We start from the raw sequence: 24,921 nt of genomic DNA on the forward strand, positions 1-24,921 counted from the left end.
GCGGATGTGAGGGTTAAGTAATAAAAAGAGAAACAATTCCGTATTACGCATTGTTTTATCTGCATATCACGCTAAATATGCGTATTTTTGTAGAATATAGGATGTGTCTTGGCAATCTCAAACAAGTTTGATTGCGCTCGGCTTTCACTATATTTGTAAAAAAATAGAGACGAATGATTACTACGGAACAGAAAAATATAGCTCAATGGGCGATGAATCTCGCCCTGCAAAATGGCTGCCAAGCTTCGCGTGTGTCGATTATATCGGGGGTGAATACTTCCTTCGAATATCGCAATACACAATTAGATAAATCGTATCAAAGTGCTGAAAATAAATTGTATATAGACGTGTTTATCGATGGGCGGTATAGCTCGTTCTCGTCTAACAGAATAGATAAGGCTGACCTCGAGCGCTTTATCAAGGCGGGAATAGAATCGACCAAGCTTTTAGCGCCCGATCCTTGCAAACAGTTGCCCGATCCGTCGCGCTATTACAAGCACGATGGTGGAGATTTGGAACTGTATGATGCTTCATTCGATTCCATTACTCCCGAAGAAAAGCTCCTTGTTACGCGTCAGGCGGTAGAGGAGATATTCGGTTCGGACGAACGCATTATCTCCATTACTTCGTCGTATAGCGATGGCGCAGGGGCTGAATATATGATTACGAGCAATGGTTTCGAAGCTGAAAGTATCGATTCGGCTTTCGACGTTACGGTCGAAGTGGCGCTGAAAACCGGCGGAGATGCCCGTGCCGAATCTTATTGGTTCGATAGCAGTATCTTCTGGAAAGACTTGAAGAAAACGGGAATCGGGCAGGTAGCGCTGAAAAGGGCTTTACAAAAGATAGGACAGCGAAAAATACAATCGGGAACGTACAACATGCTGCTGGACAATACTGTTTCGGCGCGCATGGTAGCATATCTGACCAATGCGATGTTCGGTTCGGCGTTGCAGCAGAAGAACTCTTTCCTCTTGGATAAGTTGGGGCAGCGAATCGTTTCGGATAAGCTGACATTGACAGATAACCCGCATCTGCCTAAATCTTTCGGGGCGCGCTGGTTCGACGGAGAAGGCGTTGCGACGAAAGACCGCACCATTATAGAGGACGGTGTGTTGAATATGTATTTTATCGATACTTATAATTCGCTGAAAATGAATATGCAACCGACTATCGCTTCACCTTCGATTGTGAATATGAAGCTTGGTAACCAAACGTTCGACGAGATACGCCAATCCTTAAATAAGGGGATTTGGGTGACAGGTTTTAATGGCGGCAACTGCAATGCGACTACGGGCGATTTCTCGTTTGGTATAGAAGGATTCCTGATAGAGCATGGCGAAATATCTACTCCAATCAGCGAAATGAATATAACAGGTAATATGCTCACCTTGTGGAATCAGTTGGCCGAAATAGGGAACGATCCCCGTCTCAGCTCTTCGCGCCGCATACCTACCTTGTTGTTCGAAGGGGTTAACTTTAGCGGGCTATAGAATGAGGAAAATAAGAGGGCTAATTCTTTGTTTGTTGTTTTTGTTGTCTGTTGCGCTTTCGGCTCAATATCCTACGGTGGAGATTCGCGCCGTTTGGCTCACGACCAGTTGGGGATTGGATTGGCCTACGCAGGGGAAAACAGTCGAGCAGCAAAAATCCGAGTTGTGTGATATGCTGGACGAGTTCAGGAAGCTGAATTTCAATATCGTATTCTTTCAGGTTAGGGCGAGAGGAACAACGTTTTATAAATCAGCCATTGAACCGCAGAGTTCCTATTTCAACAAAAAGGGAGGTTTCGATCCATTGACGTTTGCTGTCGAGGAATGCCATAAGCGGGGAATGGAGTGTCATGCGTGGTTTGTAACCTTCCCGATGAATCAGGAGCGAAAACCCATACCGAAGAATAAGCAGAAAGCTGCCGCGAAGAAATATCCGGAGCATTATAAGTTGGTGAAAAATCAACAATGGTATATGGATCCGGGGCACCCAAAGACCAAAGAGCGCATTCTCGCTTTGACAAAGGAGATCGTGAGCAATTATGATATAGACGGTATTCAATACGATTATATCCGCTACCCGAATAATGACCGCACTTTTCCTGATAATGATACTTTTAAGAAATACGGAAAGGGAAAGAGCCTGCACGATTGGCGGCGCGATAATATCAACTCACTGGTGGATGAGCTATACGATACGGTTAAGGGGTTGAAGCCTTGGGTGCAAGTCAGCAGTTCGCCGCTTGGACGCTACAAAGTATTGCCTCATGCACCGAATGATGGCTGGACAGCCTACGAAACTGTTTTTCAGGATGCTGCCGGATGGTTGCAACGAGGTAAGCATGATATGCTGTTCCCGATGATGTATTACCGCGAGGAGTTGTTCGAGCCATTTGTGGTAGATTGGGTTGCCAACAGCAACGGACGCCCTGTTACGCCGGGCTTGGGTGTGTATCAGATGTTGAAGTCAGAGAAAGACTGGCCATTGAAAGACATTACCAAGCAGATGGATTATACTCGCCAAAGCGGTGCGTCGGGGCAGGCCTACTTCCGTGCCAAGAATATAACGGAGAACCTGAAAGGGGTAAAGGATTCTATCCGTGCATTTTATCCTTATCAGGCAAAACTTCCTCCCCTCACGTGGTTAGATAATGTGTCGCCTAATTCGCCGCTGAACCTGCAAGTGTACCGGGATGATTCCGGCAAGTTGCATATAGCATGGGAAGCTCCCGACGATACGGAGGATTTTACCTATACGGTGTACTACTCATCCGATGAATGGGTGGATATGTCAGACCCTAAGTATATTATAGCCTCGGGTATACGGGGTAATTCGATAACATTGCCTGTCAGTACGGGAAACTTTGGATTTTACTATACGGTTACAGCATCGGACAGGTTTCATAACGAGAGTGTTCCGGCATTTGCAGCCTACTTCTCGCATTCGAAGTATGAGCAATAACCTCCTATCGGTTACTTTTCAGTTCAGAAATAGTCTTTTTCAATGTAGGGTGAATAACTTCTCCTGCTACTTCGGCTAAAGGGAGAAGGACGAAATCCCGCTCGTGCAGGTAAGGGTGGGGAAGTACCAAATCAGGTGTATCTACTATCAGACTGTCATATAGCAAGATGTCGATGTCTATTATCCTATCGGTGTAAACTTTATTATACGACTTGGATGTACGCCCCATTTCGCGCTCTATCTGCTGGGTTGCCGCTAAAACCTCTTCGGGCGATTGTCTTGTCTCTATCCGGCAAGCTGCATTAACAAAGAGATTCGGCGATTCGAAGCCTATCGGTTCGGTCGTAAAAAAAGCGGAACAGGCTGTAACTTCGCCTATCCGCTCTTGTATCTTGTCCAAAGCAAGTTGTATGTTCTTTTTCTTATTGCCCAGATTAGAGCCTAAGCCCAGATATACAACATGCTTCCCGTTCATTGATAAACCGGTTTATATCAGCAACATCGCATCGCCGTATGTGCCGAACTGGTATTTCTCTTTGATAGCCAGCTCGTACAAGCCCATCACTTCGTCATAACCACCGAAAGCGGTAGTCATCATCAACAAAGTAGATTGAGGCAGGTGGAAGTTGGTTATCATCGAATCGGCCACTCCAAACTCGTAAGGAGGGAAGATGAATTTGTTTGTCCAGCCCTCGTTTGGTTTCAGACGATGGTTGGTGGTAACGATTGTTTCCATGGCACGCATGACGGATGTACCCACAGCACATACGCGGTGACCGGTATCTTTGGCCTTGTTCACCCTGTCGGCAGTCTCGGCAGGAATGTATAATTGCTCGGAATCCATTTTGTGTTTGGTCAGGTCTTCCACGTCGATATCGCGGTAGTTACCCAACCCGGAATGCAATGTAAGGAAAGCGAAATCTATCCCTTTGATTTCCATGCGCTTCATCAATTCGCGGCTGAAATGCAAACCCGCAGCCGGAGCAACGACAGCACCTTCGTTCTTGGCAAAGATTGTCTGATAACGCTCTTTGTCGATGTTTTCTTCGCCGCGTCCCAAGTACTTAGGGATTGGTGTTTCGCCCAAAGCGTAAAGTGCTTCGCGGAATTCGTCTCCCGTCCCGTCGAATAGGAAACGCAAAGTACGTCCGCGCGAAGTGGTATTGTCGATGACTTCGGCAACCATCGATTCGTCATCGCCGAAGTATAACTTGTTTCCGATGCGGATTTTGCGGGCAGGATCGACTAATACGTCCCATAAGTGGAACTCCTCGTTCAGCTCGCGCAATAAGAAAACTTCGATGGTCGCACCTGTCTTTTCCTTGTTGCCGTAGAGGCGTGCAGGAAAGACCTTGGTGTCGTTGAATACGAAGACATCTTTGTCATCGAAGTAGTCGATAACATCTTTAAATATCTTATGCTGAACCTCTCCGGTTTTGCGGTCGACTACCATCAGGCGGCATTCGTCGCGGTTCTTGCTTGGATGCTTTGCAATCAGCTTCTCCGGAAGGTCAAATTTAAATTGAGAAAGTTTCATATATATTGTTCAATTTGTTTGTCATTCAGTAATCAGGGCTTCGATAGCATCTTCTATCATCGCTCCGTCTATACAGTCATCGAGCGTAACCTCGCCCACGCGTGTCCGCTCCAATCCTGCGAGATGTGCGCCGGAGCCGAGTGCCTGCCCTATATCGCGCGCCAAAGCTCTGATATATGTACCTTTGCTGCATACTACCCTTATCTTTATGATAGGCAAATTGTATGCCAGCAATTCGATTTCATCTATAACCAACAGTTTTGGCTTTAGTTCAATTTCTTCGCCTTCGCGGGCATAGTCGTAAGCTCTTCTGCCATCTACTTTGCAGGCAGAGTAAACAGGCGGTACTTGCCATATTTCGCCGACGAAAGTTTTCAGTTTCTCTTCAACCAACTCTTTGGTGATATGATCGACGGGATATTCCTGGTCGATTTCCGTCTCCTGATCGAACGAGGGCGTAGTAGCTCCCAGTTGCAGTGTAGCTATGTACTCTTTGGTCTGGTATTGGAATGTTTCGATTAGTTTGGTTTTCTTTCCCGTGCATATAATCATAACTCCCGTAGCCAAAGGGTCGAGCGTTCCGGCATGACCGACTTTCAGTTTCTTTATATTCAGTTTCCGGCAAATCTTATTGCGCAGCTTCTTTACCAAGGTAAAGGATGTCCAGTGGAGCGGCTTGTTGACGTATAAGATTTCTCCTTCGATAAAATCCATCGATTAACTTTCTTTCTGTCCGTTTTTAGGTTTATCGGTGGCTAAAATCGCATATATCATCAGCAGGAAACCGGCTAAGCATATCATGGGTGCTATTACGATACGTCTCGTGCTGAAAATATCGGGTTCGAATCCTCCTTCGATAGTAGACGAAGGGCCAACGGCCATAACGATGAATCCCACAATGATGAGGACTACCGAGGCGGCTGTCAGGATATAATTCTTTTTGCCAAAAGCTAAGTTCTCTTTATTCATTATTATATATAATATAATTTATTCGTTTTCATTCTCAGGAAGCGGTTGACAGCCGAGAGGGTCGCCAAGGTGGACAGCAGAATGCCGAAAATCAGTACGATGACGTAGACGGCTATCAGTTCTTCTTTTTGAACGATCTCTGCTGCTTCGGGGTATTCGCGGACAACATAGAGGGCTACTCCCGTTATGAATACGGCAGCAATAGCCGCTGCAACGATGCCGCTAACCATCATGCGCAAAATAAAAGGTTTGCGTATAAAGCTATTGGTTGCCCCGACCAATTGCATGGTATTGATTAAAAAACGTTGGGAGTAGATATTTAATTGTATCGTATTGCGGATAAGTGTGAACGAAATGAGAATCAATACCAATGCCAGTATGGAGAGGACAGAGCCTAACTTGGATAGATTGGCATCTGCCTGATAGATATCTTCCTCATTGTAAGTGATATTCTTAGCTAATTGAATCCCTTTCAGACTGGCTGCCACCAACCGGATGCTGTCGGGGTTGACGTATTCCGATTTGATGTGGATGTCGAAATAACTTCTCGACGGATCGTAGTCCAATACTTCTGTCGGGTCTTGCCCTAAATCTTTGATGAGATACTCTTTTATTTGTTCTTTACCGATATAGTCGACCGATTTGACGTATTTGTTCTTTTCTAAAGCGGATTTTAGCTTAGCTTGTTCAGCGTCGCTCATCTTGTCAGATATACCTACCGAGAGCGTCATGTTTTCTTTGAAATGGTCTGAAAAACGCTTTCCTGTCAGCCCCAGCAGACAAACAAGCCCTAATAAAAACAAAGCAAGTGTGATACTCATCGTAGTAATCACTCCTGCTGTAAAAAAAGATACCGTTTTAACACGTTGTTTGTCAGACATATTCGAGCTTAAGTTCTCATCAGTGCATAATACACCTAAATTTGGTACAAAGGAACAAAATAATTACCGCTATTCGTAGCCTTTTAAGATTTATTAAGAAAAACGCTTCGGGACAGCTTTTGCTGCTTTCCGAAGCGTTTCTTTTATCCTTTGATGAGAATTATTTTTGTCTGAACGAAATAAGCGAATCTTTATCGAAGATGGTGTATCGTTGCGAATATGGTTTTGCCTCTTTTTCAGGTTTTTGATTGGCGTAAAACTCTATCTCGTCGAATGATTTCAATAGCTTCGATTCGTCTATCACTTCTTGCTCGACATTTTTCGGGTTGCCATAATAGATGATAACTTCGCCATTGAAGCGTGTAAATCCTTTGACCTTCTCGCTGTCGTAGCCATATCCTGTGCTTACTTGCAAGTATTCGCCTTTGTCGTCTTTCTCCACAGTTACAAAGTAAAGCCTGCGTGCACCCTTATCTTCGGCTTCTTCCTTTTTTGCAGTGGCTATAAATTCGGACATTTCCTTCTCGAGAACGCTGTTGAAAGGCTTATATGATTCGATGATAGCCATAGAATCCAGGTGATTCTTCTCGGCTTGCTCTTCTTTCTCGATACGTTCTTGTGCGCGTTTCTTTCCTTGGTAGTCGTATAAGAAGTAACCACCTATTAACATTGCGAAACACACGATTGTTAACATTTTCTTTTCCATGACAGTCGGTTTTTAAGGGTTTGCAATCTGTTTTTACTATTTAGATGCAATTGTCGCCCTGATTCCATAAAGCAAAAGTAATATCTTTTATCCTGATATATCCGAACAGGTGCGGAAAATGCTGTTTTTTGTTTCTAATTATTCTATTTTCAGGTATATAGCCGGCTCTTCGTCTATGTATCCTACGGCATGCAATTCGTTGTATATCCTCTCATCTTCTATATCGCTGTATTTTGTAGGCAACAGGACTTCACCGCTTGCCGATATCAAGCCGTATACATTGCCTTTTCCGTATTTGTATTCACTCACAACGATATATCCATATAATCCGTTTTTGTCGCGTCTTTCTTCCGTGTCGTTCAATAGTTCTATATCGTCGTATATTTCCGGGGCAATCATTTCCCCTTTCGAGTTGTATGCGCCGTATTTGCCCGCTTCATTCCTGACGACATAGATATCGGGTGTAAGGTCATCTATATCCCAGTATTTAGCAGGAGCAATCATTTTGCCTGTTGCCGCTATTATTCCGTATTTGTAGTCATGGTCTTTGTATAATTCGACCTTGAGGATGCCTTGAGGATTTTTTGTTTCTATGCTGTTATCTACTCTGTACAACAAATCTATGTCTTCATATATTTCTTCGGCTATCTTTTTCCCTTTTGAGTTGTACGCACCGTATTTGCCATTTTCTTTGTTGACCTCGAAAATGTCGCGGCTTATCTCGTCGATGTATTCGTACTGTATCGGTATGATGGTTTTTCCCGAGGAGCTTATCATACCTGTTTTGTCATTGATTTCAACGGTATAAAGGCCGGGAGCTATCTCATACGGTTCTTCATCGAACTTAAGGGGGATGACTATTTTCCCTTTCTTATTAACCATCCCGTACTTGTCATTCTTCTCGATGATAAGATGCTCGTTCGAATCGTCTATACCATCATAAGATACCGGCAGAATTTTCTTACCCTCTTTGCTGTAAGCACCATACTTGTCATTTTTCTCTACAATATAAAAGTCATATTTTCTATCGATGTCATCATACTCTATGGGGATAAGTTTTTTTCCTTTCGAGTCGAAAATGCCGTATTTATCGTTCTGTTCAACTTTCAGATGTCGATAGTATTCCTCTATATCGTCGTATACCGGAGGAAGAATTTCTTTCCCGTATAAGTCTAAAATGCCATATTTGCCATTTAATTCCGTCCTGATGGATTCTACCCCAATCATTTCCATATCGTCATATATCAGTGGAGTCACTTCGCCCGAGTAATACTGATATAATCCTTTTTTGTCGTCGTTGTGTTCTACAACGAAGATTCCACCTTTTATATATTCGACGTCTGTATACTTGGCAGGGACGATTATGTTGCCTTGTGCATCTTTCATTCCCATATATTCTTCTCCGTCTTCGGCTTCCTGATAAAATGTTTCGAAATCATCATTCATCTCGACATTTCCATACAGAATCTTTTTGCCCGAAGAAGTCATCTTATCTACTTTCCCAACCAACCTGACGAACTCTTTGCGGTATCCGTGCTTGTCTTTCCCTACAGATGCTTTGGCCAGATTGATGACATCTTTGTATGTCGCATTCCCTTTGAACTCGGAATCGCGTATCAATTGGGCAAACATCGCAACCGACGAGGCAAAGTTGAAATCAGTGCTATTCTTGTTTTTAGATGAGGCGGAAACAGGCAGGCTTAACAATTTGCTGCTGTCGCTTTGCGGGTCTTTGTAGCGCATATTCACCGTCAGCAGTTTGTTATTGTCGGTTATGGCATCGGCGGGCTTCAACTCGTAGAGGGCTGTTACGGTATGCCCCGAACCCATATCTCCGGCATCTTTGGTGTCGTCGTCAAAATCTTCATTGTTGAGCAAACGCGTCTCGTAACCGATAAGGCGGTATGAGTCTATCAATTCGGGATTGAACTCGACTTGCAATTTTACGTCTTTGGCAACAGTATATAGTGTACCTGCAAATTCGGTAATCAACACCCTTTTAGCTTCTGCGATGTTGTTGATGTAGGCATGGTTTCCGTTTCCATTTTGTGCCAATGCTTGCATGTGGTTGTCTTTGTAGTTGCCCATACCATAGCCCAATACGGAAAGGAGTACGCCCGATTTAGCTTCTTCGGCTATCAGTTTCTTGAGGTCGCTTGAAGAAGAAGGGCCGACATTGAAATCGCCGTCGGAGCATATAATGATGCGGTTGTTACCTCCTTCGATAAAGTTTTCTTTGGCTATTTTATAGGCTAATAGAATCCCTTCGCCGCCGGCAGTGGAGCCTCCTGCCGTCAGTTTGTTGAGCGCTTCCTTTATCTTCTCTTTATCCTTTCCGGATGTCGCAGGCAATACCAATCCCGCATTTCCGGCGTATACAACTATTGCAACTTTATCCTTCTCTTTCATCTGGTCGGCAAGCATCGACATCGATTCTTTTACCAAATCGAGGCGGGCAGGGCCTTCCATCGAACCGGAGACATCAATCAAGAACACAAAATTAGACGGAGGTAGCATCTTCTCGGGTATATCACGTGTTTTGAGCCCTATTTTGCACAACAGATTATGCTTGTTCCAAGGGCATTGCCCGATTTCGGCTTGCATGGTGATGGGGTTGTCCATAGTCGGCTGTGTGTAGTCGTAGTGGAAGTAATTGATTAACTCTTCGGTGCGGATTGCATCGCGGGGAGGAAACACTTCCATCTCAATGAAACGCCGGACATTGCTGTATGAGGCTTTGTCTACATCGGCCGAGAAAGTCGATACAGGTTCTTTGCGGGTAGATTTGAATTTGTTCTCGCCGAATTGGGTATATTCTTCTTCTGCTAAAGCGTCGTAATTTATCCTGTCAGATAATCTCAACATTTGTTCTGTTGGAGTGGCCGATGTTCCATAGCCTATGATTATCATCTCACTAAGCTGGTGTTCCTCTTCTTTCATTACAATATTGTATACTGTTTTGCCAGCTTCTATTTTCACGGTTTGGGTGATATACCCAACATAGAAAAATTCGATAACATCGCCTACATTGGCAGTCAGGGTGTAATTGCCTTCTATGTCGCTATGGGTGGCGTTGGTGGTTCCCTGAATGCGTATACTGCATCCGATAATGGGTTCATTGTATACATCGTCGGTTATAGTTCCTGTGACAGTTACTTGTTGGGCAAATAGATTGAAGAAGCAAAGCAGAAAGCAGGTTAAGAATAAGGCTTTTTTCATAATTGCGTATTTTGTGTATTAGCATTAACAATAAAGTCAAAAGTACAAAGAATATGGATAAATAAAAGCAGAAAGGCAGCTTATTTAGTCATTTTCGTGGAAAACTTTCATCTCGCAACTCTTACAATCGAAATCCAATCGCAGGCGTGTATTATTATAGGTGAGATAGAAAGGCTCTTTGTAAGGGGATTTCGTTTGCTGGTTTTTCGGACACCAACCCATGCTGTATTTGATGCAGTGACGGGTGAACATTAAAGGAACATCCCTCTGCGATTCCTTTTCAAAAGCCGGCTGCAGGACATGTGCTTCGTGTTGCAGATAGAACTCGCGGCTTTTCTCATTCATCACATTGCCCAGATAGGTAATTTCCTTTTGTGGGAAAGGATGATAAGTCGGCGTCATCAGCTTTCTTTCCTGCTGATAGCGTATCTTCCGTAAGGATAGGAGCTTGTCGGTCAATTGCCTCCTCCATTCGGAGACGACGGATGCGGGAATAAACCAATTCTTGTCGAAATGGATATTCACATCTTTGACCTCAAAGATTGTATTACCTGTTTTGCTCAGGTTATTTCGGATATTCTGGCGTTGGTCTTTCTGTGCGGGCTCTTTCGGGTGGTCGAAAGGGAGGATTACGTAGTTGTCATTCTCGTCCGTTATTTGCAATGAAAAGCCCGATGCAACTTCGTGCACATCAATTGTAACTGCTAACTTCCTCGTAGCCGATTCTTTAGCCAGTAACTTGTTGAACTCGTGGTCGTAGTTGCGATAGATGAAAGTACCCTTTTTCAACAAAGGCATATTCAGCGGGAAAAGTTTGCCGTTCTCCTCGCGGTTGATATGGATGCCTTCCAACTCGTTTTTGTGGTTGAAGAAGCAAAGCCCGTCGCTGTTGTTCAGCTTCTTATCCGTATGGATGGTGAAAAAGCGCGTAGTCACTTCCGCCACTTTTCCGATGGGTTCGCCTACCGATTTGGGCGAATCGATAGACCAGATGTGTTTTTTGCGATCGTGAGCGAAATAATCGGTGAATCCGCGATTAAAGCTTTTTTCGGGATTCGGTTCGAAGGTATAAGTCGAATATCCCGATGACGAGCGAGTATATTCGGGGCGTTTTCTGAATATAGCGTCTAATTTCTTACGATAATAGGCAACTGCATTTTTTACATAGTCAGCATCCTTTAATCGTCCTTCTATTTTGAGGGAGGTTACACCCGCATCTATCAACTCTTCGAGACTGTCCGAGAGATTCAAATCCTTCATCGATAATAAATGCTTCTTGGATAGAATTTCTTCGCCGCCGGCATCTGTCAATGTATAAGGCAGGCGGCAATATTGGGCACAAGCCCCTTTATTAGCGCTTCGTCCGGCAAGCGCCTGACTCAGATAGCATTGCCCGCTGTAGCAAACACACAACGCCCCATGTACAAAGACTTCGAGGGGCGTTTTTACTTGGGTAGCTATCTGGCTTATCTCATCTATTGTCAGTTCACGCGCCAAAACTATCTGGCTGAATCCGGCATTTTCGAAAAACTTTACCTTTTCGGCAGTGCGGTTGTCTGTCTGCGTGCTGGCATGGAGCGGGATAGGAGGGAGGTCGAGTTGCAGGATGCCCATATCCTGTATGATAAGTGCGTCTACTCTGGCAATATTATACAAATCCCAGATGAGTTTTTCTGCTTGGATAAGTTCCTTATCATTCAGAATCGTATTGAGGGCAACATATACCTTGGCATCGAACAGGTGCGCATATTCGCATAGGCGTTTAATATCCTCGATGGTATTTCCGGCGGCCGCACGTGCACTGAATAACGGCGCACCGATATACACCGCATCTGCTCCGTGCTTTATCGCTTCGATGCCTATTTCAGCATTCTTAGCCGGAGCCAGTAATTCTATTTTCCGAGTTTTAAGCAAGCTATCAGGAATTTAATATACTTTCTAATTCTTTTAATTGATTATTCGTTGGTTTGATAATACCTACATTTGGATGCTTTTTGAATTGAGGATTATTATTTTCCAATAATTTTTGTGATAGAGATGCATATTTCTTTGCAACCTCTAATTTTCCCATTTTATGAGATAAACAAGCTGCTAAATATGTAAAATAGAACTTATCACTATTGAAAATTAAGTCTTCAATATTTATATTCTCTATTTGTTCATAAACAATAGAAAATTTACTGATTTCGTTTTTCCTTAGAACAATCTCAATCAACTTTAAATTAGACAGATTATCTGCATTTTGTTTATAATTCTTATACTTGTTAATTAATTCAAAATAATATTTCGCTTCATCCAATTCTTTCTTTTTCATATAGTAGTCACCTATTTGTTCTAAAGCACAAGTGACTTCTAAAATTTCATTTGGATATTCGGAAATGGTTCTTTTTAATAATTCTATCCCAAGAGTTTGATATTCTTGCGATTCAGTTCTTAATAAATAGGTCGCTTGTATTCTGATATATTGAGCCTTATAGAATGAACCTCTGGAACGTTTTAAACGCTCTTCGAAATTATGTTCAATATCTTCATTCCATATTGTATTCCTATACCAATTGTCACGGCTCATTCTTGTGTATATTAGATATTGTCATCCATTAATTGTTCAATCTCTCCTAATTCGCTGATTTTTGTTTTATCGAAAGGCGTTTCCTGATAAAGGAAGTAATTCAACCAATTGTTGAACAGGAGGTTGGCATGCCCTTTCCAAGTCACCAAAGGCGGATTTTCGGGGTTGTCGTCGCGGTAATAATTGCGCGGCAATTTTATCGGCAAGCCTTTCTCCTTATCACGCATATACTCGGTATGTAGCGTATTAGGCGAATACTCGGAGTGCCCTGTCAGGTAAAACTCACGTCCTCCCCGCGAACAGATAATACCTACTCCCGATTCGTCCGACTCGGCAAGTACTTTGAGTGCCGGACAATTGGCAATATCTTTTCGTGATACGGCTGTGTGCCTGCTGTGCGGAATATTGAACTCGTCGTCGAATCCACGGAATAGCGGAAACTTATTGTCGTATATCTTATGCCTGAATACACCGAACATCTTTTCGGGTAATTCTTCTTTATTGACTCCATAGAAATGGTACAAAGCGGCTTGTGCAGCCCAACAGATATAGAGTGTAGAGGTGACATGCATACGCGCCCAATCGAAAATGGCCGATACCTCATTCCAATAGGTAACTTCCTCGAACGCAAATTGTTCGACAGGTGCGCCTGTAATAATCATGCCGTCGTAATAATCTTCTTTCACTTCGCTGAAACTCTTGTAGAACGTCATCATATGCTCCTCGGGAGTATTTTTGGAAGTATGCGTTTCCAAGCGCAGAAAATCAATTTCAACCTGTAGCGGATTGTTCGATAGCAGACGGATAAGGTCTGTTTCGGTCGTGATTTTTATCGGCATCAGGTTTAGTACCAAAACATGCAGCGGACGTATATCCTGGGTGCTGGCACGAAGCTGATTCATGACGAAGATATTTTCCTTCTTCAGAATCTCAATAGCCGGAAGATTATTGGGTATGTTTACTGGCATTCCTTGCTCGATTTTAGTTGCTGATACAAAGGTACTAAATTTTCGGCTGATAGATTATGGTAGAAGAAGCTAAAGTAGTTTCAGCTTGCCTAATATAAAGTTCATGGATTTGTGCAACAGGTAAGCGCAGATGATACTTAATATGCCTGCCATCAATAGAACAAGGTATTCGCTTATGCCCAGCTTCTCTGTCCAAGGTTTGATATAGGGATAAAAGATCCTTTCGTGAAGGAGGTATAATTCTAATGATATACTACCAAAAAAGACCAAGATATGTGACAAACGTATCGATGATATTTTGTCTAAGAGCTGGCATAAGCATATAGACAAGCCCGGAGCAATTAAAAGGATAGGTAACCAATATAAGCCCTTCCATAACCAGTAGGCGTTGACATAGGTGTGTATATAATATAGAACAGCAAACCCTATGAGAGAGAGAATGTATAAAGCAATACGAAATTGGGGTTTTGAGTATAATGGAGTTGTGGTGTTTTGTGATTGCTTGGCAAGCCAGACTCCAACAAAAAATATAGGGATGCGGGTGAAGAATAAAACTTTTAACCCGAGGTTTATGTCCATTAATACAGTCATAATGATGAAGGCTAATGGTCCTAATATAGCGAGAATAGTCAATATGTTGGGATATTTACGGAATATCTTTATATATAGTGGAAACCCCAGATAGAAAACAACGATACTGGGAACGAACCATTCGAATGAAACTTCTCCGGTCCAGAAGCCAACAGTAGACAAAATCAATAAATATTCTTTTATATCAAACGTACCCTTCAGCGCAAAATAAAGTAGTATAACTACTGCATAGACCGGAAATATCCTGATAAACCGACTTTTATAGAATTTAAGTAGAGACGGTTTCTTCAATGAAGCGAAATACAGACCAAACCCTGATAACATAAAGAATATATCGACTCCGGCAAAACCAATCTTAACAGGAAAAAAATTAATATCAACATGAAATGTCCCGTGAAATAGCATTATCCAGATAACGCTGATTCCCATTAATTCTGTCCTGTACTTAGATAATAGCCCGAAACAATTTGAAGTAGAAGTAGAGACCATAATTATGCGTAGTTTATCTTTTTTAGAAGTAGTGTGATAACTTTGTGTATGAGGTATGCCACAACAACACTGATAATGGATAAGATAAAGAATTTAATCCATTTGTTCAGATGTATGTCCGGCGAATAAACGATGTATGGATAGAATACCTGTTCGTGGACGAGATATAGCTCTAAGCTCATCGTTCCTATGAATGTCATCGGTTTAAGGATGAGCGATGCAATGAAGGCTTTTCTCTTTTCTACGAAAGCAAAGATGTTGCATAAGAACAGGCACACCCCCGGAACAATAAGGAAGAACAGCAGCATGTCTCCTCCTATCCAACGAAAATGGGAATAGAAATTCATACTGCAGGCTAACAGCCCGATACCCAAGATGCTTAACAGATAAAATAGCGCAGGGGGGATACGGGTGGCTTTATCTGCTATATCCTGTTTGGACAGATAGCCTACCCAGATACCTATCGCAAATATGGGAATGCGCGAAAAGAAATCATATTTGATGCCTATATTGTAATCGAATATCCAGGTCGCAACTACAAAGCCTATAGCTATGAGAACGGTTGTTATCGTTGCTACATTAGGTGACTTTCGGAATAACCGGATATACCAAGGGAAGCATAAGTATAAGACTACGATGGCTGATACGTACCACCCGAAACTGGGTTGGTTTATCCAGAAGCCGATAGTAGACGCCTGCATGGCGAAAGTCCATACATCTCCGCCTTTGAGCAGGAAATTCAATAAGATAATGAGTATAAAAGGAGGGAATATCCTGATAAATCGTTTCTTATAGAATTGCAGGGTTGTTTGCTTTTTTAGCGAGGAATAGTACAATCCATATCCAGAGAGAAAGAGGAAAATATCGACACCCGCATATCCGGTATGTGCTATTGCTCCCAATAGGTTATAATACAGGTAATTGGACGAATGGAACAACATCACCCAAAGAGCGGCTATCCCCATCAATGGCAGGCGATAGGTCGATAAGATAGTATATGGATTTATTCTTTCGCTGTTCATAAAAATCCTTCCCAGTAGAAATGATTGCCGAAAAGTTGCTGTAAATGCACTTCTTCCTTGAATATGCCAAACACAGAAGAGCCTGAACCCGACATGGAAGCATATAAGGCGCCGTTTTCGTATAGTGTCTCTTTGATGGTTGCTATCGCTGGATATTGGGGGAATATGCTTTTCTCGAAGTCATTAACCATCAAGCCTTTCCATTCTGTGATAGGCATTTTGATTATCTCCGTTAGTGAGACCGTTGGCTTGGTTGGTACTATTTGCGCAAAGGCGTCTTTAGTCGGGATATGTATATCCGGCTTGACGAGGATAAAATAATAGCCTTTCAATGAAATGTTAACTTCTTTGAAGACTTCACCGATACCCGATGCAAATACAGGCTGATTATAGATGAAAAACGGGCAATCGGCTCCCAGCTGTACTGCCAGTGCAGCCAATTCTTCTTTGGTGGCACCTAAATCGAAAGAATCGTTGATGAGCCGAAGCATAAAAGATGCATCAGCCGAACCTCCTCCCAAGCCTGCACCGAAAGGTATCTTTTTCAAGAGATGCACTTCCAGATACGGGAAATTATATTTCGTCCGCATCAGCCGCAAAGCCTTCATCACTAAATTGTTTTCGGGCGAAGCATCGACTTTGATTCCTGCTTCGACGAAAATATCTTCGGTCAGGTCTTCTTTCGGCAAAATCTCCAAAGCATCCTTTATGGGAATAGGGTAGAAGATAGTTTCGAGGTTGTGATAACCATCGGCACGTTTCGAAACGATATTCAATCCTAAATTAATCTTTGCGTTCGGGAAGCAAATCATACTTTTTATTTTTCTGTGCTACAAAGCTAATCAATCTTCGGTATACATCACAATTCTCAGCCCGAGCTTTTTTATCGGGATTACCTCAACGCCCTCGTACGAACCATTGTAAATATGGTCCTTGTCTATCATAATGTCCTGACTGATAGCTTTTAGTGTGCTGAAATCGACGTTTTTGACAATGCGGTTTTCATAGTGAATCTCTGAATATTCATTACCTGTCGATTTGTAACCTGTTCTGTTTCCATGATATAGCAATACTTTTCCATCGGTATAATATTCCGTCTTTTTGCCTTCGTAATAGAACGGTACGAGTCTGTCGACGTCTATTTCATCTCTTTCGACCACAGGACTGCAATTGTTGCTATACAATATACCTTTGTACACATATAGCTCTTCGCCTACAAAGCGGTATCGGTTGATGTCTAACGATTCGTATTCTTTCGTTTCGAAATTGAAAATCTGCACATCCTCGTATCGGGTTATTTTCCATGCGGTAGGATTCAATCCATTTTTTGTATCTATCAATAGATACTTTTCATTGTCCCAAATCAGACAGGCATTGGACTGTTTCTGAAAGTTATAGCTTTTCTTTTTGCTCGGAAAATGGATTGTTTTGGTTTCATCATCCAGAATGAGTATAAAACTACCATATGCACCAACCTGTACCCAATTTTTAGTCTGCTTAAATTCTTCTTGTTGGATTTCTTCATTTCGGTAATAAGAGGCTGTTCCGTCTGTTAGCAAGGTTTTGTCGTAATATATATCGAAGCATCTTATTTTGTCGGGCGACAGGTTTAGTTGCTTTGTATAATCGCTTTTTGCATAGACGCTTGTGCCGTAAATAATATATTCGTTGCGGATAACCGGCATAATCATATTTCCGCCGGAACTATCTAATAGTTTAGGGTGGATATAGCTGTTATAATCCTCATCGTTGGAATAATCATCTCCCAATTGATAAAACCCATTTTTGTCGTAGAAGAAGCGATTACAGGCAAATTTCAGCGTCGACAAATCGAGTGGAGAATCAGCCGCTAATCTTTCCAGATATCCGTTTTGAAGGTCGAAATAATAAAGCTGTCCATTTTTACCTTTATAGACACGGCTACCCAGATACTTTTTACCCGAAACCCGATTGTCTTTGTCTATATTTTCATTTTTGTCTTCATCTTCGCCATCTTCATTTTTAAATATATCGTAATAGATATACTTTTTATCGGCACAGACAATATTGTAATATCTGTCGAAGCCGGTTTTGAATATTTTTAGCGAACTCATATCTACTCTCGGATTCAGATACTCCTCGAATATAATATTGTTCCCGATAAAGTAGAGAGTCGTTTTATCATAATCGATTAAAGGGTCTACGGCTGTTATAGTGCCGTCCCAATGATAGGCATTCCCTTCATCGTCGTAATTTGTCCCTCCGGCAGCCCGTTCTGTCATAACATACCTTTGTTCGGGATAGAGCCGATAACGTCCCAACTGATAATAATCCTTCTTTGCTGCTTGAGAAAAAAGGCTTAAAGGAGTGATGCAAAAGAGGAGTATAAATATTTGTGCTTTCATAGTCTTAACCGTGTGCTGCGTGTCGTGCGTAATCTCCCCCAAAGCAAGCCCAAACGGATTAGCGCAAATTGGACTTAATTGGTTTAGAATGAAGTGATTTGCTATTTTGTACGAAGCAGGCTATTGCGAATTATTGCAGTATTTCAGTTACCAAACCGTTAGCCGGGTAGTTACCGAAACAGGAACAGGTAACAGACTGTAATACGAAGCAGTTTAATCGGTTTCTTATGTATTAATTCACAGTATTTTGCACAACAAAGAACGCTTATATAACTAGTAACTTTGCCTACGGCAAAGCCCACAAAAATATAAGCGTATGAAAGTAGAAAAATTCAAGGTTTTGCTTTACCTCAAAAAAAGCAGTTTAGACAAGTCGGGTAAAGCCCCGATCATGTGTCGGGTGACCGTAAACAATTCCATTTCCCAATTCAGTTGTAAATTATCCTGTACTTCCGATTTGTGGAATCCTCGTGAAAGCCGGTTAGACGGCAAAAGCCGTGAAGCGGTTGAAACTAATCAGAAAATCGAAAAATTGTTGTTAGCAGTTCATTCGGCGTTCGACAGTCTTATAGAACGCAAAAAGCCTTTTGATGCGGAGTCGGTAAAGGTTTTGTTTCAGGGAAGTATGAACTCCCAAACAACCTTGCTTGCTCTCCTTGATAGCTATATGGATGGACTCCGAGCCCGTATCGGAATAGACGTTGCCCCAACCACGCTTGGATCATATAAATACACTCATCGTACATTAAGCAAGTTCATTAAAAAGAAATTCAAGACTAAAGATGTCGCTTTTGGTCAGTTGAACGAACAGTTCATCCGGGAGTATCAGGATTTTATTTCACTCGAACTGGGATACGCAATGGATGGTGTACGCCATTTTCTGGCAATCCTGAAAAAAATGTGTAAGATAGCCTTCAAAGAGGGTTATTCAGAAAAGCTTCATTTCGCCTATTACAAACTACCCAAACAGAAAGAAACCACTCCGAAGGCACTAAGCAGGGAGAGTTTTGAAAAGATCCGTGATTTTGAGATTCCCGAAAACCGCCGTTCCCACAGGCTCACAAGAGATTTATTTCTCTTTGCCTGCTATACCGGTACTTCTTATGCCGATGTAGTCCGTATTACGGGTGAAAACCTTTATACGGATGAAGAGGGAAGCCTTTGGCTCAAATACCGGAGAAAGAAAACCGATTTTCAAGCCCGTGTCAAATTGTTGCCCGAAGCGATAGCTATATTGGATAAATACAAGGATGAAAACAGGGAGAGTCTGTTCCCGATACAATCAGCGGAAGTAGTACAACTTAATATGCGGGGCTTACGAATTATGGCGGATATAAAACAGCCAATCTCCTATCATTCAGGGAGACACTCGTTTGCTTCGTTGGTTACCCTCGAGGAAGGAGTACCCATAGAAACCATTAGCCGGATGCTCGGGCACAGCAATATCCGGACAACACAAGTCTACGCTCGTGTTACCCCGAAAAAACTGTTCGATGATATGGATAAGTTCATAGAGGCAACCAGCGATCTGAAATTAGTTCTATAACCCATTAACACCGTATCACAATGAGAAGTACATTCAGACAATTATTCTATATCAATCGTAACAAAGTAAAAGCGGATGGCACGACAGCCGTTTTATGTCGAATCAGTATAGACGGAAAGCAAGCAGTTCTTACAACAGGTATCTATTGCCAACCCAGCGATTGGAACGCCAAGAAAGGCATAATCAAAACAGAAAGGGAGAATAACCGTCTTATAGAGTTTCGCAGCCGTGTAGAGCACACCTACGAGCACATCCTCAAAGAAACGGGTGTAGTAAGTAGTGAGCTACTTAAAAATACGATGGTTGGTGTAAACTCCACTCCAACTATGCTATTACAGGCTGGCGAAGTGGAACGCGAACGGCTCAGGCTTCGTTCTATTGAGATAAATTCCAGAACAAGCTACCGTCAATCGGGAATATCACAGCGGAACCTGCAGGAGTTTCTTTTTTCAAGGGGTATGGAAGATATAGACTTTTCGGATATTACCGAGGAGTTCGGCGAATCGTTCAAGGTATATTTGAAAACCGTAGGAGAACGCAGAGCGGGCTATATCAATAAGTGTATCACATGGCTCAACAGATTGATATATATTGCCATTGACCAGGAGATATTAAGATGCAATCCGCTTGAAGATGTAAGGTATGAGAAGAAAGAGCCACCCAAGCACAAGCATATAAGCAAAGACGATTTGAAGCGGCTGATGGAAACCCCGATGCCTGATGCACGCTTGGAACTAATCCGCAGGGCTTTTATCTTTTCGAGCCTGACAGGTCTTGCCTATGTGGATATGCACCGCCTGTATCCGCAGCATATCGGCAAAACGGCAGAAGGCAGGCTCTATATCCGCAAGCAACGTGTTAAAACAAACGTGGAAGCATTTATTCCCCTGCACCCGATAGCCCAGCAGATACTTATGCTTTATAATACGACCGATGACAACCAACCTGTATTTCCTCTGCCTGTCCGTGACAGAATTTGGTATGATATAAACCAGATTGGAGTATTAATGGGATTAAAAGAAGATCTCTCCTACCATCACGCCCGTCACGGATTCGGGACATTAGCGATTTCGGCAGGACTTTCCATTGAAAGCATTGCCAAAATGATGGGGCATGCGAATATCAACACGACACAGGTCTACGCCCAAATCACGGAGCAGAAAATATCCGAAGACATGGACAAGCTGATCGAAAGAAGAAAAACAATGCAGAATAACGCAAATAAAACCGGATAAGGATACCCAAATTCAAATATTAAGCGTTACAGATTATAAAGTTAAGAGTTACGACCTCTAAAGTTTAACTTTGCAGGCTCTAACTCTTAACTTTGCAAAATTGACTGTATTTCATAGTTTTATATGGGATATAGTGCCAGTTTGACAGATAAATAGTATTTTTGGAGCGAGGTATAAAATAGTATGATAGGTGTAACGGAGTTACATAGATAAATGAGTTACAGGCAATTTCGCGAAGTGCGAAACATGAACAAAAAAGAAAAGATATGAACAATCAATTATTGACAAAAAAAGACATTGAATATAGTAATCTGAATTTTTGGTATTACTACATTTTTGGGTTTAGGGGTTTTGATGATAAGAAAGAATTGAATTTGGACGATGCAATTCGAGAAGTTGTAGATATTAAAAAACATACTCCTGATTTCAAAAGTTGGTACAAGGACAATTTTCCAAAAGAAAAAGCTGACAAAGACGGTCTTTTTGAAAGCCCCAGAACAATCGCAGGAAAACTGACAGAAAATATGAGTTTCGCAATAGAATTTCATTTATCTGAGATAACTTTTTATATTAATACCATATATGTTGGAAATTTAGGTGGGCATTTTGAAGCATGGTTTTTAACATTCAAAGAACTTATTGCTTTTAACAAATATGAAAAATTGTTCATGTTATTACTTCCAATGACAGGAATTGAAGAAAGTGAAAGAGAATATGCTGAATCTTTGGTTAGTGAAAACTTGAAACAAATATCTATGTTTGCAGAACACGCAGATTATATTGCAAAATGTATTGTGAATGGATTAATAATTGAAGAGCCATTTTATAACGAATCAAATATAGGAATTGTATGTAATACAAACCATAGTGTGAGAAATATCACGAAATATCCTCATTACAAAGAAGATGTGATTGAACTTAATGAGGCTCTTAAATCTTTTGTCGAAAACAGCAATAATTAATAAAACTGCCTGTAACAAGCGGTTTGCTGTAATGCGGGGTGTTTGCCCGCAGAAAGTCCTGTCGGACTTTCCAGCGTTCGCGCCCGCGCGAACATTTGTGAATCCCCGCACTACAGCAAGCCGCCGAAACGTTGGGTGCCAGCTAAGCGAAGTGATACGAATGAAAAAAGAAATACACATGGAAGAAGAAATTCACAAAACATTAGAGAATATTTCAGCAGATAAAACACAGAATAGAAAAGTTACGAATATCAGCAATAAATTATTGAAAAAAATAAGTTTAAAATCGAGCAGTGACTTGGAAAAACTACAAAACATTCTGTATTTATTGTTCATAAACAACTCTAAAAAGCACTTTGAAGACCTTGCTTCGGTTATTGTCAAATTGAATTTCAATGGAAACTATAACCTTTGGACATGGATTGAATCTATGTTGGCGTTGATAACTCTCGAAACAGAAAACACGGTAATATCGACAACTGCTTACAATAAAATTTCCGAAAATTACAATGATGACAAAAAAGCAAAAGACAGTATTTTAAATGGAGAATTGTTGCACTTGAGGGAAGTAGAAGAAAGTCTTAAAGAAGGCAACGAAAAGAATATAAATGAATGGAAAACTATTTTGCTAAGTGATTATGTCTTAATTAAAGCCTTAGGAAAAAGTCCAAAATATTCATGTGATTTTTTGCAAAAAGAAATAGAATCTTTGAGAGTAAATTTAAAAAATAGTTGAAACTACAGCAAGCCGCCGGATGTTAATGGCAAGCAACGAAAAATAGAATGAAACATGTTAAGATTATGAAAACAAATGAATTAGATAAGTTTGGAGAATTCTTAGTTGAAAATTTGAGAGATACTGGAGTTGAATTTGCAGAACTTCTGCTGAAAAATCATTGGAAAACACCAAGTTTACAAAGCATACAAGGAAAACTTAGTGAATTTACTGAAGAGCAGAAAAATATCGTGCTGGAAGTTACTATAAAGTCTATTGACAGAGCGATACATGATTTTTTGTTCGCAGTGCAAGAGGAAGCAGACTCTGATAATGAAATTCAAATTATAGTAAATAAGAAGAATATTGCAAAAATTAGCGACGGATTACACGGAGAAGCATACTCGGAAGATGGTTGGTATGCGAAATATAGTAACTACGCAGAAAAATAAACGTCGAACTGCCACCAACCAGTTTTCCATAATGTAGGAAAGCGCAAAAGTTATCTCCCGTCCCATTCCGGTTATTTCCCGCTCATAGCTTCCCAGCCGTTTTTGGGGCGGAAGCTTTACGAGAATAACCGAAAGTCCGAGAATAACTTTTGCGGGCAATGGCTTTTCGTTTAGCCATTACCTGAACTTAGCCCGATAGCCCTCTTCCAGCATTTTCTCAATATCCGAAGAACGGTAGAGGATTTTCCCGCCCAGTTTGATGTATGGAATACGCCCTTCGTTGCGGTAGTCCTGCAAACTTCTCCGGCTGATTTTTAGCTTCTCCGACAATTCTTCGTCCGTGTAAAAGCTCTCTCCGTTGAGGGTCGGCTTCCGGGAGGAAAACATACGCTCCAAAGCCGATGAAATCCTGTCCATTGAAAGAAAAAATGATTTCACCCTTTCGTTCTTTTCCGTGATTAACTCGCTGCTCATAATTTGCTCCTTTCTTTTATGGTTTATTATTCTAATCCTTCATATAGCTTCCCCAACCGGCGATATACAAGCCGTAGGGATGTTCTTCCGATGTTATTTTGCAGGGCTTCATGCCTATATTAGCGAAATAGCCGCTTTCGTCCAAGTCTATATCGTACAAAGAGAAACTTCCCCGTCCCGATTCCTTATCATAGCTGTATGCCAGCAGGTAGTAGTTTCCGTCATACGCCCGAAGAATATAAATATCAGGGTTGCCGTTTACACTTATCCAAGCTCCCTGCCATGAAGAAAGAATGTTGCTGTATGGTTGTTCTTCTTTCATAGCCGTTTCCCTCTGTATTTAGCCTGCTTGTGTTTCTCTTCTATCAGCGGGAGTATCTTCTGTACATCTTCGGGCTTATAGTAGATTTTATGGCTGATTTGGGTATATGCCAGTGTTCCGTTATCCCGGAGCGTTTGAAGTGTCCGCTTCGAAATATTCAGCAGTCGGCACACGTCCTGATTATCCAGCCATTCTTTCATATCACTGTTCCCATGCAATCGACAGAGGTACTCCATCCGGCTTGCAAAGCTTTCAAACTTCGAGAGCATTTTCTCAAAAGTTTCCGCATCAATGTTTACAATATCCATAACTCTATATTTTAAAATTTCTATTCATTTTGCTTCAAAAGTAAGCCGCTTGCTTTACTCACACCAAAGAATAAATCCGTTTGCAGTTACCAGCTATATTTTGCATATCGTCTTTCTCTTCGGACGGTGCTACTTGCACTTTCTCGCCACGAAGTAAAACAGAATAGTTCGCTTCTCAATGGATTCTGAATCAGGTGGCAGTGTTTGGCTTCGATATGGTAGCATTTGGCTTCGAAGTCCTGTAATTTTTCTTGCAAATTCTTGCTTTAAACACGAAGGAAAACATAAAAATTCACTCCCTAATGGCTCAGCAGGCTTGTGCGTACTTCTGTCCGGGATTGTCTTCAAATTTTCTATAATCCGCATAGTTTATATTCAGAAATCGGGATGTTTTGTCAGCAGAATACTGTCAAATTGGAAAATCGGTGCAGTCTGCACCGGTTACAAAGAGGTGGGCTGTATAAAATGTTGCGAGGAACTGCAACAGAATCAGTAATGCACTATAGATCAATCATTAATTCTTTCTTTGTTCCAGAATTGATTTCAAAACAGGCTTTAATAATAAGTTCATTACAGAAATAAAAACGGAAGCAACAACTGATTGCGATATGAAAATCTGT

At 41.6% G+C, this 24,921-nt stretch carries 25 protein-coding genes and 1 pseudogene; 7 read left to right on the forward strand and 19 right to left on the reverse strand.

Going from position 1 to position 24,921, the window contains the following annotated elements; genetic code table 11:
* Window positions 1-173: 173 nt before the first annotated feature.
* On the forward strand, window positions 174-1,493 hold the full coding sequence (locus tag D0T66_RS05020; protein WP_163356150.1) for a TldD/PmbA family protein: 1,320 nt from the start codon (window positions 174-176) through the stop codon (window positions 1,491-1,493).
* A 1-nt stretch (window position 1,494) separates the two neighbouring features.
* Window positions 1,495-2,952, forward strand: coding sequence for a glycoside hydrolase family 10 protein (locus D0T66_RS05025; protein WP_163356151.1), 1,458 nt, complete (start codon window positions 1,495-1,497; stop codon window positions 2,950-2,952).
* A gap of 4 nt (window positions 2,953-2,956) precedes the next feature.
* Here the strand turns inward: D0T66_RS05025 and folK are convergent, their stop codons facing one another.
* The 15 genes and pseudogenes from folK to D0T66_RS05095 form a co-directional block, all read right to left on the reverse strand.
* Window positions 2,957-3,427 (reverse strand): 2-amino-4-hydroxy-6-hydroxymethyldihydropteridine diphosphokinase, encoded by a 471-nt coding sequence (folK, locus tag D0T66_RS05030; RefSeq protein ID WP_163356152.1) that lies wholly within the window; start codon window positions 3,425-3,427, stop codon window positions 2,957-2,959.
* A 12-nt stretch (window positions 3,428-3,439) separates the two neighbouring features.
* Entirely contained in the window at window positions 3,440-4,489 is a 1,050-nt protein-coding gene (gene queA / locus D0T66_RS05035) for a tRNA preQ1(34) S-adenosylmethionine ribosyltransferase-isomerase QueA (RefSeq protein ID WP_163356153.1), read from the reverse strand.
* A gap of 21 nt (window positions 4,490-4,510) precedes the next feature.
* Entirely contained in the window at window positions 4,511-5,203 is a 693-nt protein-coding gene (truB, locus tag D0T66_RS05040) for a tRNA pseudouridine(55) synthase TruB (protein WP_163356154.1), read from the reverse strand.
* 3 nt (window positions 5,204-5,206) lie between these two features.
* Window positions 5,207-5,458: a DUF3098 domain-containing protein gene (locus tag D0T66_RS05045; protein WP_163356155.1), complete on the reverse strand. Its 252-nt coding sequence runs from the start codon at window positions 5,456-5,458 to the stop codon at window positions 5,207-5,209.
* A 2-nt stretch (window positions 5,459-5,460) separates the two neighbouring features.
* The gene (locus D0T66_RS05050) at window positions 5,461-6,339 is read right to left on the reverse strand and encodes an ABC transporter permease (protein WP_163356156.1); all 879 of its coding nucleotides are present in this window, start codon (window positions 6,337-6,339) and stop codon (window positions 5,461-5,463) included.
* Window positions 6,340-6,499: 160 nt separating this feature from the next.
* Window positions 6,500-7,045 (reverse strand): hypothetical protein, encoded by a 546-nt coding sequence (locus D0T66_RS05055; RefSeq protein ID WP_163356157.1) that lies wholly within the window; start codon window positions 7,043-7,045, stop codon window positions 6,500-6,502.
* Between the two features lie 138 nt (window positions 7,046-7,183).
* Window positions 7,184-8,533 (reverse strand): WG repeat-containing protein, encoded by a 1,350-nt coding sequence (locus tag D0T66_RS16425; RefSeq protein ID WP_370520764.1) that lies wholly within the window; start codon window positions 8,531-8,533, stop codon window positions 7,184-7,186.
* A pseudogene (locus tag D0T66_RS16430) lies at window positions 8,522-10,264 on the reverse strand (von Willebrand factor type A domain-containing protein); the annotation flags it as partial. The pseudogene D0T66_RS16430 and the gene D0T66_RS16425, both read right to left, overlap by 12 nt.
* 84 nt (window positions 10,265-10,348) lie before the next feature.
* Entirely contained in the window at window positions 10,349-12,178 is a 1,830-nt protein-coding gene (locus D0T66_RS05065; RefSeq protein WP_163356159.1) for a U32 family peptidase, read from the reverse strand.
* A gap of 4 nt (window positions 12,179-12,182) precedes the next feature.
* Entirely contained in the window at window positions 12,183-12,833 is a 651-nt protein-coding gene (locus D0T66_RS05070; protein WP_163356160.1) for a hypothetical protein, read from the reverse strand.
* An 11-nt stretch (window positions 12,834-12,844) separates the two neighbouring features.
* Window positions 12,845-13,801, reverse strand: coding sequence for a homoserine O-succinyltransferase (metA, locus tag D0T66_RS05075; protein WP_163356161.1), 957 nt, complete (start codon window positions 13,799-13,801; stop codon window positions 12,845-12,847).
* Between the two features lie 69 nt (window positions 13,802-13,870).
* Window positions 13,871-14,881 carry an acyltransferase gene (locus D0T66_RS05080; RefSeq protein ID WP_163356162.1) on the reverse strand — a complete coding sequence of 337 codons (1,011 nt, stop codon included), beginning with the start codon at window positions 14,879-14,881 and terminating at the stop codon, window positions 13,871-13,873.
* Between the two features lie 2 nt (window positions 14,882-14,883).
* Complete coding sequence (locus tag D0T66_RS05085) at window positions 14,884-15,903, reverse strand: acyltransferase (protein ID WP_163356163.1); 1,020 nt, start codon at window positions 15,901-15,903, stop codon at window positions 14,884-14,886.
* Entirely contained in the window at window positions 15,900-16,715 is an 816-nt protein-coding gene (gene ispE / locus D0T66_RS05090; RefSeq protein WP_163356164.1) for a 4-(cytidine 5'-diphospho)-2-C-methyl-D-erythritol kinase, read from the reverse strand. Before ispE ends, D0T66_RS05085 begins: the two co-directional genes overlap by 4 nt.
* Window positions 16,716-16,745: 30 nt before the next feature.
* Window positions 16,746-18,287, reverse strand: a complete 1,542-nt coding sequence (locus D0T66_RS05095) for a hypothetical protein (protein WP_163356165.1) — start codon at window positions 18,285-18,287, stop codon at window positions 16,746-16,748.
* 316 nt (window positions 18,288-18,603) lie between these two features.
* On the opposite strand from D0T66_RS05095, the gene D0T66_RS05100 reads away from it, so the two are divergent.
* The 5 genes from D0T66_RS05100 to D0T66_RS05120 all read left to right on the forward strand — a co-directional run bounded on the left by D0T66_RS05100 (window position 18,604) and on the right by D0T66_RS05120 (window position 23,197).
* Window positions 18,604-19,833 (forward strand): site-specific integrase, encoded by a 1,230-nt coding sequence (locus tag D0T66_RS05100; RefSeq protein ID WP_163356166.1) that lies wholly within the window; start codon window positions 18,604-18,606, stop codon window positions 19,831-19,833.
* A 20-nt stretch (window positions 19,834-19,853) separates the two neighbouring features.
* Window positions 19,854-21,068: a site-specific integrase gene (locus D0T66_RS05105; RefSeq protein WP_163356167.1), complete on the forward strand. Its 1,215-nt coding sequence runs from the start codon at window positions 19,854-19,856 to the stop codon at window positions 21,066-21,068.
* Window positions 21,069-21,334: 266 nt separating this feature from the next.
* On the forward strand, window positions 21,335-22,030 hold the full coding sequence (locus D0T66_RS05110) for an Imm19 family immunity protein (RefSeq protein ID WP_163356168.1): 696 nt from the start codon (window positions 21,335-21,337) through the stop codon (window positions 22,028-22,030).
* Window positions 22,031-22,208: 178 nt separating this feature from the next.
* Window positions 22,209-22,766: a DUF6707 family protein gene (locus D0T66_RS05115; RefSeq protein WP_163356169.1), complete on the forward strand. Its 558-nt coding sequence runs from the start codon at window positions 22,209-22,211 to the stop codon at window positions 22,764-22,766.
* Between the two features lie 65 nt (window positions 22,767-22,831).
* Entirely contained in the window at window positions 22,832-23,197 is a 366-nt protein-coding gene (locus tag D0T66_RS05120; protein WP_163356170.1) for a hypothetical protein, read from the forward strand.
* Between the two features lie 177 nt (window positions 23,198-23,374).
* Here D0T66_RS05120 and D0T66_RS05125 read toward each other — a convergent pair whose 3' ends face one another.
* The 4 genes from D0T66_RS05125 to D0T66_RS05140 all read right to left on the reverse strand — a co-directional run bounded on the left by D0T66_RS05125 (window position 23,375) and on the right by D0T66_RS05140 (window position 24,558).
* A complete protein-coding gene (locus D0T66_RS05125; RefSeq protein ID WP_163356171.1) occupies window positions 23,375-23,671 on the reverse strand; it encodes a helix-turn-helix domain-containing protein in 297 nt (98 codons plus the stop codon).
* A gap of 31 nt (window positions 23,672-23,702) precedes the next feature.
* Window positions 23,703-23,993 (reverse strand): DUF3876 domain-containing protein, encoded by a 291-nt coding sequence (locus tag D0T66_RS05130; protein WP_163356172.1) that lies wholly within the window; start codon window positions 23,991-23,993, stop codon window positions 23,703-23,705.
* Window positions 23,990-24,301 carry a helix-turn-helix domain-containing protein gene (locus tag D0T66_RS05135; RefSeq protein ID WP_163356173.1) on the reverse strand — a complete coding sequence of 104 codons (312 nt, stop codon included), beginning with the start codon at window positions 24,299-24,301 and terminating at the stop codon, window positions 23,990-23,992. Before D0T66_RS05135 ends, D0T66_RS05130 begins: the two co-directional genes overlap by 4 nt.
* Window positions 24,302-24,387: 86 nt before the next feature.
* Window positions 24,388-24,558 (reverse strand): hypothetical protein, encoded by a 171-nt coding sequence (locus tag D0T66_RS05140; RefSeq protein ID WP_163356174.1) that lies wholly within the window; start codon window positions 24,556-24,558, stop codon window positions 24,388-24,390.
* Window positions 24,559-24,921 lie beyond the last annotated feature (363 nt).

It is taken from the genome of Dysgonomonas sp. 25, assembly GCF_010501075.1.
In the GTDB taxonomy this organism is placed as follows: Bacteria; Bacteroidota; Bacteroidia; order Bacteroidales; family Dysgonomonadaceae; genus Dysgonomonas.

Coding starts and splice junctions, on each gene's coding strand:
- queA (WP_163356153.1), bottom strand. CDS start 4,489: ATGAAACTTTCTCAATTTAAATTTGACCTTCCGGAGAAGCTGATTGCA.
- D0T66_RS05110 (WP_163356168.1), top strand. CDS start 21,335: ATGAACAATCAATTATTGACAAAAAAAGACATTGAATATAGTAATCTG.
- ispE (WP_163356164.1), bottom strand. CDS start 16,715: ATGATTTGCTTCCCGAACGCAAAGATTAATTTAGGATTGAATATCGTT.
- D0T66_RS05100 (WP_163356166.1), top strand. CDS start 18,604: ATGAAAGTAGAAAAATTCAAGGTTTTGCTTTACCTCAAAAAAAGCAGT.
- D0T66_RS05085 (WP_163356163.1), bottom strand. CDS start 15,903: ATGAACAGCGAAAGAATAAATCCATATACTATCTTATCGACCTATCGC.
- D0T66_RS05020 (WP_163356150.1), top strand. CDS start 174: ATGATTACTACGGAACAGAAAAATATAGCTCAATGGGCGATGAATCTC.
- D0T66_RS05045 (WP_163356155.1), bottom strand. CDS start 5,458: ATGAATAAAGAGAACTTAGCTTTTGGCAAAAAGAATTATATCCTGACA.
- D0T66_RS05115 (WP_163356169.1), top strand. CDS start 22,209: ATGGAAGAAGAAATTCACAAAACATTAGAGAATATTTCAGCAGATAAA.
- metA (WP_163356161.1), bottom strand. CDS start 13,801: ATGCCAGTAAACATACCCAATAATCTTCCGGCTATTGAGATTCTGAAG.
- D0T66_RS05120 (WP_163356170.1), top strand. CDS start 22,832: ATGAAAACAAATGAATTAGATAAGTTTGGAGAATTCTTAGTTGAAAAT.
- D0T66_RS05105 (WP_163356167.1), top strand. CDS start 19,854: ATGAGAAGTACATTCAGACAATTATTCTATATCAATCGTAACAAAGTA.
- folK (WP_163356152.1), bottom strand. CDS start 3,427: ATGAACGGGAAGCATGTTGTATATCTGGGCTTAGGCTCTAATCTGGGC.
- D0T66_RS05050 (WP_163356156.1), bottom strand. CDS start 6,339: ATGTCTGACAAACAACGTGTTAAAACGGTATCTTTTTTTACAGCAGGA.
- D0T66_RS05080 (WP_163356162.1), bottom strand. CDS start 14,881: ATGGTCTCTACTTCTACTTCAAATTGTTTCGGGCTATTATCTAAGTAC.
- D0T66_RS16425 (WP_370520764.1), bottom strand. CDS start 8,533: ATGACTTCTTCGGGCAAAAAGATTCTGTATGGAAATGTCGAGATGAAT.
- D0T66_RS05055 (WP_163356157.1), bottom strand. CDS start 7,045: ATGGAAAAGAAAATGTTAACAATCGTGTGTTTCGCAATGTTAATAGGT.
- D0T66_RS05095 (WP_163356165.1), bottom strand. CDS start 18,287: ATGAAAGCACAAATATTTATACTCCTCTTTTGCATCACTCCTTTAAGC.
- D0T66_RS05135 (WP_163356173.1), bottom strand. CDS start 24,301: ATGGATATTGTAAACATTGATGCGGAAACTTTTGAGAAAATGCTCTCG.
- D0T66_RS05125 (WP_163356171.1), bottom strand. CDS start 23,671: ATGAGCAGCGAGTTAATCACGGAAAAGAACGAAAGGGTGAAATCATTT.
- D0T66_RS05025 (WP_163356151.1), top strand. CDS start 1,495: ATGAGGAAAATAAGAGGGCTAATTCTTTGTTTGTTGTTTTTGTTGTCT.
- truB (WP_163356154.1), bottom strand. CDS start 5,203: ATGGATTTTATCGAAGGAGAAATCTTATACGTCAACAAGCCGCTCCAC.
- D0T66_RS05130 (WP_163356172.1), bottom strand. CDS start 23,993: ATGAAAGAAGAACAACCATACAGCAACATTCTTTCTTCATGGCAGGGA.
- D0T66_RS05070 (WP_163356160.1), bottom strand. CDS start 12,833: ATGAGCCGTGACAATTGGTATAGGAATACAATATGGAATGAAGATATT.